At 63.7% G+C, this 15,549-nt stretch carries 11 protein-coding genes and 1 rRNA gene; 9 read left to right on the forward strand and 3 right to left on the reverse strand.

Translation table 11 applies throughout. From position 1 onward, the window contains the following. Window positions 1-12 precede the first annotated feature (12 nt). Window positions 13-129, forward strand: a 5S ribosomal RNA gene (rrf, locus tag KIH81_RS10535). 536 nt (window positions 130-665) lie between these two features. Here rrf and KIH81_RS10540 read toward each other — a convergent pair. Then, the gene (locus KIH81_RS10540) at window positions 666-1,661 is read right to left on the reverse strand and encodes an AraC family transcriptional regulator (RefSeq protein ID WP_214305278.1); all 996 of its coding nucleotides are present in this window, start codon (window positions 1,659-1,661) and stop codon (window positions 666-668) included. Window positions 1,662-1,863: 202 nt separating this feature from the next. Between KIH81_RS10540 and KIH81_RS10545 the strand changes: the two genes are divergently transcribed. The 8 genes from KIH81_RS10545 to nrdF all read left to right on the forward strand — a co-directional run bounded on the left by KIH81_RS10545 (window position 1,864) and on the right by nrdF (window position 12,927). Next, a complete protein-coding gene (locus KIH81_RS10545) occupies window positions 1,864-3,366 on the forward strand; it encodes an MATE family efflux transporter (RefSeq protein ID WP_214305279.1) in 1,503 nt (500 codons plus the stop codon). A 58-nt stretch (window positions 3,367-3,424) separates the two neighbouring features. Then, on the forward strand, window positions 3,425-4,051 hold the full coding sequence (locus KIH81_RS10550; RefSeq protein ID WP_214305280.1) for a sugar O-acetyltransferase: 627 nt from the start codon (window positions 3,425-3,427) through the stop codon (window positions 4,049-4,051). A gap of 544 nt (window positions 4,052-4,595) precedes the next feature. Further along, entirely contained in the window at window positions 4,596-7,106 is a 2,511-nt protein-coding gene (gluB, locus tag KIH81_RS10555) for a beta-glucosidase GluB (protein WP_214305281.1), read from the forward strand. Further along, window positions 7,099-7,647, forward strand: coding sequence for a GtrA family protein (locus tag KIH81_RS10560; RefSeq protein ID WP_214305282.1), 549 nt, complete (start codon window positions 7,099-7,101; stop codon window positions 7,645-7,647). The genes gluB and KIH81_RS10560 overlap by 8 nt, the downstream gene beginning before the upstream one ends. A gap of 561 nt (window positions 7,648-8,208) precedes the next feature. After that, on the forward strand, window positions 8,209-8,469 hold the full coding sequence (locus KIH81_RS10565) for a glutaredoxin family protein (protein WP_214305283.1): 261 nt from the start codon (window positions 8,209-8,211) through the stop codon (window positions 8,467-8,469). Between the two features lie 74 nt (window positions 8,470-8,543). Beyond that, window positions 8,544-9,041, forward strand: coding sequence for a class Ib ribonucleoside-diphosphate reductase assembly flavoprotein NrdI (nrdI, locus tag KIH81_RS10570; protein WP_338024763.1), 498 nt, complete (start codon window positions 8,544-8,546; stop codon window positions 9,039-9,041). A gap of 198 nt (window positions 9,042-9,239) precedes the next feature. Further along, complete coding sequence (nrdE, locus tag KIH81_RS10575; protein ID WP_214305284.1) at window positions 9,240-11,438, forward strand: class 1b ribonucleoside-diphosphate reductase subunit alpha; 2,199 nt, start codon at window positions 9,240-9,242, stop codon at window positions 11,436-11,438. Between the two features lie 496 nt (window positions 11,439-11,934). Further along, window positions 11,935-12,927, forward strand: a complete 993-nt coding sequence (gene nrdF / locus KIH81_RS10580) for a class 1b ribonucleoside-diphosphate reductase subunit beta (protein WP_214305285.1) — start codon at window positions 11,935-11,937, stop codon at window positions 12,925-12,927. 348 nt (window positions 12,928-13,275) lie between these two features. On the opposite strand, the gene KIH81_RS10585 is transcribed toward nrdF, so the two are convergent. Both KIH81_RS10585 and KIH81_RS10590 read right to left on the reverse strand, forming a co-directional pair. After that, complete coding sequence (locus tag KIH81_RS10585; RefSeq protein ID WP_214305286.1) at window positions 13,276-14,601, reverse strand: ATP-binding protein; 1,326 nt, start codon at window positions 14,599-14,601, stop codon at window positions 13,276-13,278. Further along, on the reverse strand, window positions 14,601-15,470 hold the full coding sequence (locus KIH81_RS10590; protein ID WP_236029537.1) for a LytR/AlgR family response regulator transcription factor: 870 nt from the start codon (window positions 15,468-15,470) through the stop codon (window positions 14,601-14,603). Before KIH81_RS10590 ends, KIH81_RS10585 begins: the two co-directional genes overlap by 1 nt. Between the last annotated feature and the right edge of the window lie 79 nt (window positions 15,471-15,549).

Below are 15,549 nucleotides of genomic sequence, written 5' to 3' on the forward strand. Positions count from 1 at the left end.
TAATTCAAGATTTGCGGCGGTCATGGCCCAGGTGAGACGCCCGGTCCCATTCCGAACCCGGAAGCTAAGGCCTGGCACGGCGATGGTACTGCACCCGACAGGGTGTGGGAGAGTAGCACACCGCCGCTATATATTTCCTGAGAAGGGGAGGAACCACATGGTTCCTCCCCTTCTCGCATATCCGGACAAAAGAACCGTATGGGCCCTCCCATTGCCCCGCACGGACTGACCGTTCCGGCGATATCCGGTGTCTTCGGGGTGGAAAGCATCGTTCCCGTGCCCAAGAGACCATTGGAACGGGATTGGCTCTGTCAAACCAGGATCGACATGAATCCATGTCTGACCACCCCTCAGTCGGCTTCGCGGCCAGCCCGTCCTGCAATTACGGACGAACTCCGTTCGCGTTCCGCCGGCTCGACTGTCGTCTCGCACATCGCCTGCGAACGGCACCGCCGTTTGCTCCACGGCGATGTCCCGGCAAGGGGAGTCCAAGAATAAGGGCCATGTCGAGCTTGGTTTAACAGAGCCATGGGATTTCCGGTCCATTGAGTACAGGAATATGTCCCTTCCGGACCCAAAGGACCGCTGATAAGCCGATTCGCGGTCCTTCCCGTACAGAAGGCACACGGTTGCGTACCCGAAGGACCGTGCAACCCGTATGAACGCTACCGACCCCGCCCCTCACGATAGACAAGAGGAGTAAGACCCAGCGTGGCGCGGAAGACGCGCGTGAAATAGTTCGCTGAATTGAACCCGCAACGTGCGGCGACTGCGGAAACCGACAGGTCGGTGGTCTTCAACAGTTCCGTGGCCGCCCGCAAACGAACGTCCGTGACGTAGTCGATGGGCGATTGATGCAGATAGTCACGGAAGATCGCGGAGCATGTACTCCGGCTTACGGCACCGGCGACGGCAATCGTGTCCAGCGCCAACGGACGGGCGTAACTCGCCTGTATGGAATCGACCATGGCAGTCAACGCGGTGAGACGGCTGCTGGTACGGCGATGCGTTGCGGATACGCGACGATTGTCCGATTTGACTGTCGTGATTCCATTCGCAATATCGCCCGACCCATCGTTGGACGTGCGGGTCTCCATCATGCCGTTCAACGCCCGCGCGATGGAGTAGAACCCGCTCAGCACGGCCAGCGGTGCATCGTATTCGTCCCGCGCGGTCGCCATCGCGTCCAATGACTCCAGAACCGTATGGGCGTAACCATAACCGTCACTGCCATCGAGCAGTAGATACGGCGGCCTGTCCGTCCTGCAGGCGGGCAGAATGAACCGCTCCAGCACGTCCTTCGTGGCGCCGACGCGCATCTGGTTCACCAGCACGCACAGGAACTCGCAATCCGTGCCGTCCTCCGAATACCCGTAATGCAGTCGCCTGGCATTGACGAAGATGCCTTGCCCCTCCTCGATGCGCATCCGCTCGCCGTCCACGAAATACGTCAGATGCCCACGCCGGGCGATAAGAAACTCCCAATCGTCATGCCAATGGCATTCCGCGCGCATGTGCGGGTACGAGGAGAGCCGTCCTTCGCGGATATACGAGAAGAACGTGGGATAGTCGTACCGGACTCGCTCCGAACCGTCAACCCGCAGCCGTGCCGGATCCGGCCCGGCGATTTCCTGCTGGATGTCGCTATTGCGTGCTGCCATGACTCATCGATTCCTTGAATACTTTGGCAAAGGAGTGTGTATGCCGCGTATGGCACTGCTGCCAACATAGCAAATAATGCTAAAAACCATGCTGATTCTGCTATTTTTCCGTGCCTCTCAATCCGATATTGCTGTGTAATGGATGACGGTTGCAAGCCATGCGCAATAAGATCAACAAGGCAAACAAGGGCGGAAGGAGCCAATGATGGCCAGTGAATCGACTTTCCGCGATTTCGCCCGTCAACTGCGTCCGCTGGCCCTGCCCATCGCATTCCAGCAATTCGTGCTGGTCCTGTCCAACGCCTTCGACGTGTTCATGCTGGCCGCGGTCGACCAGAACGCCCTGTCCGCGGTGTCCCTCGCCACGCAATTCCAATTCATCTTCGACCTGTTCCTCATGGCCTTCGCCATCGGTGCCAGCACTCTCATCGCCCAGTATTGGGGTAAGGGAGATGCCGGTGCCGTGCAGCAGGTCATCACGTTCGTCATGCGGCATACGATTGCGCTGTCGGCCGTGTTCGCCGTCCTGGCTGCCGCAGTCCCGCATCTGCTGATGCGCATCACTACGAACGATGCGGTACTCATCGGCCTTGGCTCCCACTACCTTGTCGTCACGTCGCTCGCGTTCGTGCTGATCGGCGTCAGCCAGATCAACCTTTGTTTGTTCAAGAACACCGGCCGCGCGCGGACCGGCACCATCATCAGCGCCGCCGGCGTCGCGCTGCACATCGTGACCAGCGCCATGCTCCTGTTCGGTTGGCTCGGCATGCCGCGGCTCGGCGTGACCGGCGTCGCGATCTCCACGGTCGTTTCCCGTACGGTCGAATGCGTCTGGTCCTGTTGGAAGGTTTGGCAGGATTCGAGGCGCCATAACGCTCCCGGCGTGCAATGGCACGCGATGATCCCCGTGTCCGCACAATGCAAGGCCAAGGTCGAGACCACCGGAATCAATCGCACCGTCAATGCCAAAGCCGATCCCGCAAACGGCTCCGGCAACACCATCCCCGGCAATACCGACCGCCGCACCACCCGGACGTCCACGTCCATCCTCGAACGCGACTACTGGCGGTACACCCTGCCCGTGCTCGGCAACGAAATCATCTGGGGCGGCGGATTCGCCACCTACACCATCATCATGGGCCACCTCGGCACGGACGCCGTGGCCGCGAACTCAGTGGCGAACATCATCAAGGACCTGCTGGTCTGCCTGTGCGCCGGACTCGGCTCCGGCGGCGGCATCCTCCTCGGCGGCATCATGGGCCGCGGCGACCTCGCCCAGGCGCGCCATGTCGGCCGCTGGCTGTGCCGCAGCGCGTTGGCGCTCGGCGCGGCAATCGGCGCGGTGATCCTCATGATTCGCCCGCTGGTCCTACGCTGGTCGCTTCTGGATGCGCAGGCCAACGAGTACCTGTCCGGCATGCTGCTCGTCTGCGCCTACTACGTGGTCGGCAAGGCCCTCAATTCCATCACCGTGGGCGGCATCTTCCCGGCTGGCGGCGATTCTCGGTTCGGCATGGTGTGCGATGCGGTGACGATATGGGCCATCGTGATTCCGATGGGCATGCTCGCCGCGTTCGTCTGGCAGCTGCCGGTCATGGCCGTGTACGTCATCCTCAACATCGACGAACTTCTCAAGATCCCCGCCGTCATCGTCCACTATCGCACCCACCGATGGCTGCGGAATGTGACGCGAGAATCCGACTGACACGCCCCTCACCCAAACGACCAGAAAGACCAGAAAGGCCCGAAAGAAAGGAACCATCATGCAGGAAACCATGCGCCAGCGCATCGCGGAAGGCAAGCTCTTCACCGACTACTGCGAAGGCCTGCCCGAGGACCGGCTCGCGGCCAAGCGCCGGATGAAGCGATTCAACGAGATCGACCCGGCCGATACGCAGGGCCGTACCGCACTCATCGCCGAAATCCTCGGCGCTCCGGCGAACGCCTGGATCGAACCGCCGTTCTACTTCTGCTACGGCACGAACATCACCATCGGCGACGGCACGTACATCAACGTCAACTGCTCGTTCATCGACGACGGCCGCATCACCATCGGCGAGCGGGTCATGTTCGGCCCGTCCGTGAACATCGCCACCGTCAGCCACCCCATCAACCCGGCCATGCGCGAATTCATGTTCGCCGATCCGGTCACCATCGGCGACGACTGCTGGATCGGCGCGAACGTGACGATCTGCCCCGGCGTGACCATCGGTGAAGGCACGACGATTGGTGCGGGCTCGGTCGTCACGCATGACATCCCCGCGCACACCGTCGCGGTCGGCGTGCCCTGCCGCGTGCTGCGCGAGATCAGCGAAACGGACATGGCCGAATACCGCCCCGGCATGACCTTCGCCGATGACGAGCTGGTGCGCGAGACCAAGGCCGCATAAGCCTCGGCCGCGGTCTCCTTGATTCCGCAGGTAGTCGTTCCCATGAGCAAAGGAACGTCTGGGACAGCAGTCCGCGACCGTTTCGTGATAGGAGATCGCTGCTTCTAGCACGAAACAATCTCCAGCACGGCGATTCACGACTGTTTGGGGCTAGAAGACATCTGTTTCTAGCCTCAAACAATCGCCGTGCGGTCTTTTGAGCTGAGAAGGGACGTGGTTCTGTACTCAAAAGACCGCTAGGAGAGTGATTTGCGGTCTTTTGGATACAGAAGGCATGTGGTTCTCTATCCAAAAGACCGCTTATCGTTCCAATACGTCCTTCCGACCGATTGTGCGCGGGAAACGACAGGTTGTGTAATGCGGCCCACCGCGGCCTCGCGAACCTGATTGAATCAGACTAGCGGCGGATCGCATGCTGCAAGGCGGCGCGGCGATCACGCTGGAGAGATACGCAACCAGTACGCGAGTACGCGGCCCGGACGCATGCAACCAACCGGTGCGCGCCCGGTGCCCGGCAGACAGTGCAAGGAAGGACGAGACAGCGATGGAACTCGAAGAACTTTCGGTGGCCGAGAAGGCGGCGATGCTTTCCGGCGGCTCCGAATGGGATTCACGCGGCAACGAACGCGCCGGCATCCCCAGCTTCGTGATGAGCGACGGCCCCCATGGCGTGCGCCGCCAGCTCGGCGAGGGCGACCATCTGGGCCTGGGCGAATCCAAGCCCGCCACCTGCTTCCCGACCGCCGGCACCGTGGCCAACTCGTGGGATCCGGCGCTTGCCGAGGAGATGGGCGAGGCGCTCGGCAAGGAGGCGCACGATCTCGACGTGAACGTGCTGCTCGGACCGGGCCTCAACATCAAGCGCAACCCGCTGTGCGGCCGCAACTTCGAGTACTATTCCGAGGATCCGATCGTGGCGGGCCGCATGGCCGCCGGCCTCATCCGCGGCATCCAGTCCAACGGCGTGTCCGCATGCCCCAAGCACTTCGCCGTCAACAGCCAGGAGCTGCGCCGTCAGGCCTCCAATTCGGTGATTGACGAGCGCACGATGCGCGAGATCTACCTGACCGGCTTCGAGATCGCCGTGCGCGAGGCCGCGCCCCTGACCATCATGACCTCCTACAACGAGGTCAACGGCGTCTACGCGCACGAGAACAAGCACCTGCTGCAGGACATCCTGCGCGACGAATGGGGCTTCGACGGCATGGTCGTCTCCGATTGGGGCGGATCCAACTCCGCCGTGGCCGCGGTCAAGGCCGGCGGCTCCCTCGAAATGCCGAGCCCCGGATACACGTCCGTGCGCGAGCTCGAAGGCGCGGTCAAGGCTGGCACGCTCTCCGAGGCGGACCTGAGCGCCCGCGCCGCCGAGATCGCCAAGATCGCCCGCCTGACCCGCACTGAAGGCGTGGGCCGCAACGACCTGCTCAAGGACGACATCGCCGCCGCGCACCATGCCGTGGCCCGCAAGGTGGCCGAAGGGTCGGCCGTGCTGCTCAAGAACGGTGCCGCCGCAGCCGCTGCCGCATCCGACACGGCCGCCGCGCCCATCCTCCCGCTCAAACCCGGCACCCGCGTGGCCGTGGTCGGCGACATGGCCAGAACGCCGCGATTCCAAGGCTCCGGCTCCTCCAAGGTGAACGCCACCCGCGAGGAGAACATCCTGGACGAGCTGCGACACTCCGCCCCGGCCGCCGAAACCGGCATCACCGTGACCGGCTACGCTCAGGGCTACGACCGTCAGGGCGCCGCCAGCCAGTCCCTCATCGACGAGGCCGTCGCGCTCGCCTCCGCGGACGGGACCGACGCCGTCATCGCCGTGGTCGGCCTTGACGAGCGCAGCGAATCCGAGGGCCTCGACCGCTCCACCATGGCCATCCCGCAGGTCCAGAACGACCTCGTGGACTCCCTGGCCGCCACCGGCAAGCCCGTCATCGTGGTGCTCGTGGCCGGCTCCCCGGTCGAACTGCCGTGGTTCGATGCCGTGGCCGCCGTGCTGTACGTCGGCTTGTCTGGCCAGGCCGGCGCTTCCGCCACCGTGCGCGCGCTGACCGGTCAGGTCAACCCGTCCGGCCACCTGGCCGAAACCTGGCCTCTGCGCTACGACGACTGCCCGTCCTCCGGCTGGTACCCGGCCATCGGACGCGACGCCATCTACCGCGAGGGCCCATTCGTCGGCTACCGGTACTACGAGACCGCCGGCGTACCCGTCCGCTTCCCGTTCGGCTACGGCCTGTCCTACTCGACGTTCACGTACACCGGACTCACCGCCGACGAAACCGGCGTGCAGTTCACCGTCACCAACGATTCCGACGTGCCCGGCGCCACCGTCGCCCAGCTGTACGTCTCCGGACCCTCCCGGACGGAACTCGGCACAGGCGAGCCGACCGGCGGCGTGCTGCGCCCCGCCCGCGAACTCAAGGGCTTCGTCAAGGTCGAACTGGACGCGCATGAGTCGAAGGCCGTGCGCATCGACTTCGACCGGTACACCTTCCGTCACTTCGACACCGAAACCGACCGCTGGGCCATCGAATCGGGCATCTGGACGCTCGCCGTGGGCACGGATGCCGAACATCTGCCGCTCGTCACACCGTTCGCCGTGGCCGGCGACGTGGACGCCGCTCCCGCCGACCCCGCGCTGGGCCACTACCTCGGCGGCGACGTCAAGCACGTGACCGATACCGAAATGGCCGTGCTGTTCGGTCGCGAGGTCATCGCCCCCGGCAAGCCCACCGTGTTCGGTGTGAACGACCCGATCTCCAGCTGGGTCGATTCACGTGGATTCGTGGCCCGGACCGTGGCCAAAACGCTCATCAGCCGCGAGGCCAAGACCCGCCAGAAGACCGGTGCTCCCGACCTCAACACGCTGTTCATCCTCAACATGCCGCCACGCGCCATGAGCAAGATGACGCAGGGCATGGTCGACTCGGCCATGGTGGACGCCATCGTCAAGATCGCCAACGGCCACACCTTCCGCGGACTCGGCGGACTCATCGCCGGATTCTTCCGCAACCAATCCGCCAACAAGCGCACCGCAAAGGAGCTCAACCATGACTGACACCGCGAACAAGGCCGCCGCCCCGGCCGAAGGCAAGAAACTCGGCCCCATCCGCCAGTGGATCAAGGACCACCCCACCATCTGGGAGTTCATCCTGTTCAACGTGCTCTCGAACATCTCCACCATCTCCCGCTTCGTGGTCACGTGGATCGGCACCGCGGTGTTCGTGGCCGGACTGGGTCTGACCACGCCGTTCCACTTCCTCATCTTCAACTACCCGGAGTCCGGCAACGGCCTGGGCGGCTTCCTCACCTTCCTCTTTGCCGAGGTGATCGCCCAGGTGGTGAACTTCTTCGTGCAGATGAAGTGGGTGTTCAAGTCCGATTCCAGCTTCAGGGACGCCGCCTGGAAGTACGCGATCCTGGCCGTGGTGATCGTGGTGGTGAACCTCGTGCTGCCGGGCTACGTGACCGCGCTGTGCCAGGGCTGGGGCATGAACGCCGGCGTGGCCGGCACCATCGCCTCCGTGGTCAACACGCTGCTGGCCGTGGTGGTGAGCTACCCGCTGCTCAAGTTCTGGATCATGCCCAAGAACAAGTAGTAGGAGGCCGCATAACCCATATCTCAAGGCTCTGTTAAACCAAGATTGACATGAATTCCATTGGACTACCCCTCAGTCGGCTTCGCCGACAGCTCCCCTGACAAGGGGAGCCAAGAATAAGGGCTATGTCAATCTTGGTTTAACAGAGCCTATCTCAATTCTTCTGATTTCTTCTTTCTCTTCCCCAAGGTCCGGCCGGACGTCTCCCCGTGAGCGTCCGGCCGGGCTTTTTGCTCCCGACCATGGCTCCCCTTGTCAGGGGAGCTGTCGGCGAAGCCGACTGAGGGGTAGTCTTGCGGAATTTCGATTATTGCCGGTGCGGTAAGGCCCCTCGATGAGGGGCCCGTCGGTGAACCGGCAAATGTGAACAATGCCACATGCGGATGGGCGGGTCGTTCCACGGGACTTCGCGGCTGTCTTGCGGAAACGGCGGAAAATCAACAAAAACACTACATCTAGTATTTGCGTACGCAACACGCCACTACCCATAGTGGCTTGATTGCGAATCGTGCGGCTGTAATATGGCGTTCGCTTCATTGTTCTACGTCAAGGGGAGCCACCATGACCGTCACCGTGTTCACCAAGCCGCATTGCCCGCAGTGTGAGGCCACCAAGCGCCAGTTCACCAAGCTCGGTGTGCCGTTCGAGACCGTGGATCTCTCCGAGAACCCCTCCACGCTCGAGCAGCTCACGGCCGCCGGTTTCCGCCAGGCCCCGGTCGTCATCACGCCGGACAACTCCTGGAGCGGCTACCGTCCGGACCTCATCCGCGAAGTCGCCAAGCAGGCCGTCGTGGCCGCGACCGCTCCGGTCGCCGCGTGAGCCCGGACGTAACGGCCGCGCCCGCACCTTCGTCTGGTGGGGTGGTATCGGCCGCCGGTCGTGACGGTGTGGCCGTGGCCGCCACGTCAGGAAATTCGCCGGACAACGCGACTGCCGCAACGCCCAGCGCCCCCGAATACGCGGCGCAGGGCGAGCCGATCGGCGCGCTGGTCTACTTCTCCTCGGCATCCGAGAACACCGCGCGATTCGTGGCCGGCTGCAAGCTGGGGGAGTACGGCATCAACGTCTACCGTGTGCCGCTCAGACCTGCGGACCCGCCGCTCAACGTGCGCGAACCATACGTCATCATGGTGCCCACGTACGGCGGCGGCGTGATCAAGAAGGCCGTGCCGATCCAAGTCAAGCGCTTCCTGAACGACCCCGCGAACCGGGCGTGGATACGCGGCGTCATCGCCTCCGGCAACACCAACTTCGGCGAGGCGTATTGCGCAGCCGGAGACATCATCTCCGCCAAATGCCACGTGCCGTTCCTCTACAAATACGAGCTCATGGGCACCCCGGAGGACACCGCCGCCGTACGCGACGGCCTCGTCCGCTTCTTCACGTCCTGATTGGTTCTGGCTCCCCTCTCTGATGGGAGCTGTCGGCAAAGCCGACTGAGGGGAGTCCCGGCCAGCCTGCTTCGTGGCGCCCCTCAGTCTCGCTGCGCGAGCCAGCTCCCCTCGGGGAGGGGAGCCAGAAAAACAAACGTGTCCCTGCACGGCAACTCGCTTACGACCCATCCACCAACTCCAAACCCCCGAATCACTATGACCGATTTCACCAACACCGGCCTGTCGCTGGACAACACCGCCGCAACCGCCGCCGAACGCACCAACGACCCGTCCCGCGACTACCACGCGCTCAACGCGATGCTCAACCTGTACGATGCGGACGGCAAGATCCAGTTCGACAAGGACAAGGCCGCCGAGCGCGCGTACGTCACCGAACACGTGGCCCCCAACACCGTGACCTTCGACTCCACCGTCGAGCGCCTGAACTACCTCATCGAGCACCAGTACTACAACCCCGCGGTGTTCGACCAGTACTCCGCCGACTTCCTGGATAGCTTCTACGAGCACGCCGAATCCACCGGCTTCGAATTCGGCACGTTCCTCGGCGCCTTCAAGTTCTTCACCTCCTACGCGCTCAAGACCTTCGACGGCAAGCGCTACCTCGAGGACTTCCCGCAGCGTTGCGCCGCCGTGGCCCTCGAACTGGCCGCCGGCGACGAGCGGCAGGCGATCGCGTACGTGGACGAGATGCTCGCCGGCCGATTCCAGCCGGCCACGCCCACGTTCCTCAACCTCGGCAAGGCCCAGCGCGGCGAGCCGGTGAGCTGCTTCCTGGTGCGCATCGAAGACAACATGGAATCCATCTCCCGCGGCATCAACGCGGCCCTGCAACTGTCCAAGCGCGGTGGCGGCGTGGCCCTGCTGCTGAGCAACCTGCGCGAGCTCGGCGCGCCCATCAAGCACATCGAGAACCAGTCCAGCGGCGTGATCCCGGTCATGAAACTGCTGGAAGACTCCTTCTCCTACGCCAACCAGCTCGGCGCGCGCCAGGGCGCGGGCGCGGTCTACCTCAACGCCCATCACCCGGACATCCTGCGCTTCCTGGACACCAAGCGCGAGAACGCGGACGAGAAGATCCGCATCAAGTCCCTGGCCCTCGGCGTGGTGATCCCGGACATCACCTTCGAACTGGCCAAGCGCAAGGAGCAGATGGCCCTGTTCAGCCCGTACGACGTGGAGCGCGTCTACGGCAAGCCCTTCGCGGACATCTCCGTCACCGAACACTACGAGGAGATGCTGGCGGACGATCGCATCAAGAAGACTTACATCGACGCCCGCAAGTTCTTCACCACCATCGCCGAACTGCAGTTCGAATCCGGCTACCCGTACATCGTGTTCGAGGACACGGTCAACCGCGCGAACCCCATCGAGGGCCGCGTGACCATGTCCAACCTGTGCTCCGAGATCCTGCAGGTGCAGGAGCCGAGCACCTATCACGAGGATCTGAGCTACGACCATGTGGGCCGCGACGTGTCCTGCAACCTCGGCTCGCTGAACATCGCCAAGGCGATGGGCGGCGGCCTGGCCGGCGCCGTCGAGACCGCGATCCGCGCGCTCACCTCCGTGGCCGAGCACACGAGCATCAACGCCGTGCCCTCGATCCGCCGCGCCAACGAGGAGGGTCACGCCATCGGCCTTGGCCAGATGAACCTGCACGGCTTCCTGGCCCGCGAAGGCATCATGTACGGCTCCGAGGAGGGCCTCGACTTCACGGACATGTACTTTATGACCGTGGCCTACCATGCCTACCGCGCCTCGCACGCGCTCGCCGTGGAGCACGGCCAGGCGTTCAAGAGCTTCCCGACCTCCGCGTACGCCAAGCCGGCCGGCCAGGGCAACTACTTCGACAAGTACACCGACGGCCGCCGTTCGCTCGAGCCGCGCACCGCTTGCGTCCGCGAGCTGTTCGCTCGCTTCGGCGTCGCGATCCCCACGGTCGACGACTGGAAGGAACTGCAGGCCGCGATCATCCGCGACGGCATCTACAACCAGAACCTGCAGGCCGTGCCGCCCACCGGCTCCATCTCGTACATCAACCACTCCACGAGCTCGATCCACCCGATCGCCTCGATGATCGAGATCCGCAAGGAAGGCAAGATCGGCCGCGTCTACTACCCGGCCGCCTACATGACCAACGACAATCTGGAGTACTACAAGGACGCCTACGAGATCGGCTGGAAGGCCATCGTGGACACCTATGCCGAAGCCACCCAGCACGTCGACCAGGGCCTCTCCCTGACGCTGTTCTTCCCGGACACCGCCACCACGCGAGACCTCAACAAGGCCCAGATCTACGCTTGGCGCAAGGGCATCAAGACCCTCTACTACATCCGCATCCGCCAGCAGGCCCTGGAAGGCACTGAAGTGGCCGGCTGCGTCTCCTGCATGCTCTGACAGAATCGCGAATGATGGAGCGTATACCGTCTTTCTGCGGCACTCGACGTACCTATTGCGCTGACGCGCAATCGTCGCAGCGAAGTTGCTCCCCTCGCCTAGGGACAGCCCACTGGGCTGTCCCTTATACGGCTCAGCACCTTCGGCCTTAGACGGCGGTCTCCGCACACATCATTCGCGATTCTGCCCGCTGGTGATCTGATGTCCTTGGTGCCTTCTCTCGGTGCGCCTAGAGGCCACACGCATCAGACAATCAGAGTCCGTTCTCGTTGACCACTCTCTGGCTCCCCTCTCTGAGGGGAGCTGTCGCCCGCAGGGTGACTGAGGGGAGTCTCATCGCAGCGGAACTCCCCTCAGTCAGCTGTCGCTGACAACTCAGCCGCAATTGCGGACGGACTTCGTTCGCATTTTGTTGGCAATGCCCTCACAGAGAGGGAAGCCAGAGAAACCGCATGTCTTCAACCCACCGCACCAACCGTAAAAGGAACAAAGAACCATGGCACCGATTTCCATTCCGCGCAAGCCGCTCAAGCTCATCGACCGCGTCTCGGCCATCAACTGGAACCGTCTGGAGGACGAGAAGGACCTCGAGGTCTGGGACCGCCTCACCGGCAACTTCTGGCTGCCCGAGAAGGTCCCCGTCTCCAACGACATCCCCTCCTGGCAGCAGATGAGCGAGGAGGAGCACACACTCACCATGCGCGTGTTCACCGGCCTGACCCTGCTCGACACCATCCAGGGCACGGTCGGCGCCGTCTCCCTCATCCCGGACGCGCTCACCCCGCACGAGGAGGCCGTGTACACCAACATCGCGTTCATGGAGTCCGTGCACGCCAAGTCCTACTCGTCCATCTTCTCCACCCTGTGCTCCACCGAGCAGATCGACGCCGCCTTCGACTGGAGCGAGCAGAACGAGTTCCTGCAGAAGAAGGCCGAGATCGTGCTCGACTACTACGAGGGCGACAACCCGTACAAGCGCAAGGTGGCCTCCACCCTGCTCGAATCGTTCCTGTTCTACTCCGGCTTCTACCTGCCGATGTACTTCTCCGCGCACGCCAAGCTCACCAACACGGCCGACGTGATTCGCCTCATCATCCGCGACGAGGCCGTGCACGGCTACTACATCGGCTACAAGTACCAGAAGGGCATCGCCCAGCTCACCGACACCGAGCGTGCCGACCTGCAGGACTACACCTACGACCTGCTCAACGAGCTGTACGACAACGAGGTGGGATACACCGAATCCCTGTACTCCGGCGTGGGCCTGGTCGAGGACGTTGAGAAGTTCCTGCACTACAACGCCAACAAGGCCCTCATGAACCTCGGCTATCCGGCCCTGTTCCCGGCCGAGATCTGTGACGTGAACCCCGCGATCCTGGCAGCCCTGAGCCCCAACGCCGACGAGAACCACGACTTCTTCTCCGGTTCCGGCTCCTCCTACGTGATGGGCAAGGCCGAGGAGACCGACGACGACGATTGGGACTTCTGACGCCTACCGCGGAAACGGTAATCGCCCGGCATTGTGCCGAAATACCATCCAACGGACTGTATGTTCGCGTCTCAACGAGGCCGGCGCGAACATACAGTCCGTTGAGGGCCGCGAAACGACTGTAAGTTCGCGTGACCATCGTTCGGACGCGAACATACAGTCTGTTCGGCTGGTCCTGGAGCTGCGTTTTCGGTTCGTCCGGTTCGTCCGGTCCGTTCGGTCCGTCCGGTCCGTCCGGTTCGCCGTCCGGTGCCAGCCCGTACTGGTCCGGCAACCGCCTGATGAGTCACTGGGGTATTCGTGCGGTTACGGTCGTTCGACCGTGCCTTAGCGTGACCGGAGCCCCGCCTACCGCGGAATCAGCACCGTGAGCACGAACCAGTGGTCCTCGGTGCGGATCGTCACCTCGCCGCCGTACTGCGCGGCGATATGACGGATCGACTTCACGCCGAACCCGTGCCGCGCGGCATCCCGCTTGGTGGTGCGCAACGCGCCCGTCGAGTCCTTCCTGAGCGTGGAGTCGTAGTAGTTCTCCACGCGGATCACCGTGAACCGCCCCTGCCCGTACAGGGCCAGCCGGATGAGCCGCTGCTGCTTGTCCGGCAGCTTGCTGGTCGCCTCGATGGCGTTGTCCAGCGCGTTGCCGAACAGCGAGGCGATGTCCATCGACGACATGTCCGCCAGCAGCTTGCCGTCCGCCACCGCCGTGAGCGTGATGTCCCGGTCCGCGCACGTGCGCATCTTGGTGGTCAGGATCACGTCCAGCACTGGATTGCCGGAATGCTGCTGCGCGCTCGCCGCCGCGACCGACGCCTCCAGCTGCTCGAATCCGGCAGCCGCATGCTCCGGATCCACCTCGGCCCGCAACGCCGCGATCTGATGCTTGAGGTCATGCGCGAGCCGTCCGATGGCCTCGATGTTCTCCTTGGACGCCAGATACTCCTGATGCTGGCTGTTGAGCTGCGCGTTGATGGAGGCCAGTTCGGCGCTCGCCGCCATGCGCCGCGCCTGCTCCTGCTGGGCGTAGAGGATCGCGAACCCGCAGAAATCCACCAAGGTGCGGATGTAGAACACCTCCTGGCCCACGGTGCCGGAGAACGGCGTGTTGGTGGAGATGAAGCTCAGGTTGCTCATGGCGAACGTCACGATGGTGATGGCCACCGTGCCCACCGAAAGTTGCAGGGTCGTGTCGGTCGGCGCATCGTGCGCGAAGTTGTTGCGTTCGATCGCCCAGGCCGCCGCGAACCCGATCGCGTACGTGGCGATCAGCACCAGCGTGGCGTACGGTTCCCTGGGCGGCATGCCGACTCCGTACTGCAGGAACGTGACCAGCTGCCAGTGCAGTGAGGCCACCAACTCCGCCAATACGAACGCGCGTGCGGTGATGTACAGGCCCTCGCGATTGCCGGTGCCGGCCCCCAACCGTACGATCGCCCACATGCCGCCGAACGCCAGCAGCATGCCGATCACCCAGAACCACAGCGGCATCGCGCCATCGAAGTACTGGATGCCGATCATGCCCGCCAGACCCAGCACGCCCACCGCGATCGTCCGCGACAGGGGCACGCGCCGGTAGATGACCAGCAGATACGTCACGCACGCCATCCATTCGCAGATGGCCGTGTAGAAGCGGGGGATGTCCGGCAGCGCGTTGGTGATGGTCGTCCCGCCCATCACGCGGCTCCTGTCCCGGTCGCAGCGGTCTGGCCGTCTGCCGGCCGTTCGTCAGCGCCGGTCTCACCGGTTCCGGTACCGACACCACCGGTACCGACACCACCGGCACCGGCTCCGATGCCGGCCCGTGCGGTCGGCCCGGCCGCGCCCATGTAGTTCGTCAGCGCGGTCAGAAACGCCTTCTTGCGGGGCCGGCTCACCCGCAGCAGCTCGCCGTTCGACATCACGCAGTCCTGCCCATCCACGCCCACCACATGCCTGAGGTTCACCAGATAGCAGGAGTTGGAACGGAAGAAGTCCTGCTCGGCCAGCCGCTCCTCGAAATCCTTCAGCGTGCCGGACACCGAGAGCTTGCCATCCAACGTATGCACGATGATGGTGTGCCGGATCGACTCGATATACACCACATCCGCCAGCTCCAGCCGGATCTGCCGCCCGCCGGCCTCGATGAGCAGCGACCCGTCCGAACGGCGGCGCACCATATCGATGGACCGCTTGAGCTCCTGACGGAACGCGAAGTACGGCACCGGCTTGAGCAGGTATGAGAGCGCCTGCACCTGATATCCGTTGATGGCGTACTGCGGGGCCGCCGTGATGAACACGATCACCACCGAATCGTCGCGCTCGCGGATCCGGCGCGCCGCGGACATGCCGTCCAGGTGCGCCATCTCGATGTCCAGGAAAAGGATGTCGTACGTGGGCGTGTACTGCTCCACGATGGCCTCGCCGTCGTCGAACACGGCGACCGTGAACTCCACGCCCGTCTCGCTGCGATATTGATTGAGGTAGTCCAGTATCCGCTGGCATGCCACCGGGTCATCCTCGACCACGCCGACCCTGACGCTGCGCATCGCCGCACCTCCTGCCATGTCCTTTACCTGCAAATCCTAACCCAGTCGCCCCGATAACCGGGGGAGCCGGTGCGCAGACTGCCATTTTCGGCAGCTG

It is taken from the genome of Bifidobacterium miconisargentati (assembly GCF_019331675.1).
GTDB classification, from domain to species: domain Bacteria; phylum Actinomycetota; class Actinomycetes; order Actinomycetales; family Bifidobacteriaceae; genus Bifidobacterium; species Bifidobacterium miconisargentati.

Excerpts from the sequence above, each read along its gene's own strand:
- KIH81_RS10585 (WP_214305286.1), bottom strand. The coding sequence starts at position 14,601 with ATGGGCGGGACGACCATCACCAACGCGCTGCCGGACATCCCCCGCTTC.
- KIH81_RS10545 (WP_214305279.1), top strand. The coding sequence starts at position 1,864 with ATGATGGCCAGTGAATCGACTTTCCGCGATTTCGCCCGTCAACTGCGT.
- KIH81_RS10565 (WP_214305283.1), top strand. The coding sequence starts at position 8,209 with ATGACCGTCACCGTGTTCACCAAGCCGCATTGCCCGCAGTGTGAGGCC.
- KIH81_RS10540 (WP_214305278.1), bottom strand. The coding sequence starts at position 1,661 with ATGGCAGCACGCAATAGCGACATCCAGCAGGAAATCGCCGGGCCGGAT.
- KIH81_RS10590 (WP_236029537.1), bottom strand. The coding sequence starts at position 15,470 with ATGGCAGGAGGTGCGGCGATGCGCAGCGTCAGGGTCGGCGTGGTCGAG.
- KIH81_RS10550 (WP_214305280.1), top strand. The coding sequence starts at position 3,425 with ATGCAGGAAACCATGCGCCAGCGCATCGCGGAAGGCAAGCTCTTCACC.
- nrdF (WP_214305285.1), top strand. The coding sequence starts at position 11,935 with ATGGCACCGATTTCCATTCCGCGCAAGCCGCTCAAGCTCATCGACCGC.
- KIH81_RS10560 (WP_214305282.1), top strand. The coding sequence starts at position 7,099 with ATGACTGACACCGCGAACAAGGCCGCCGCCCCGGCCGAAGGCAAGAAA.
- nrdE (WP_214305284.1), top strand. The coding sequence starts at position 9,240 with ATGACCGATTTCACCAACACCGGCCTGTCGCTGGACAACACCGCCGCA.
- gluB (WP_214305281.1), top strand. The coding sequence starts at position 4,596 with ATGGAACTCGAAGAACTTTCGGTGGCCGAGAAGGCGGCGATGCTTTCC.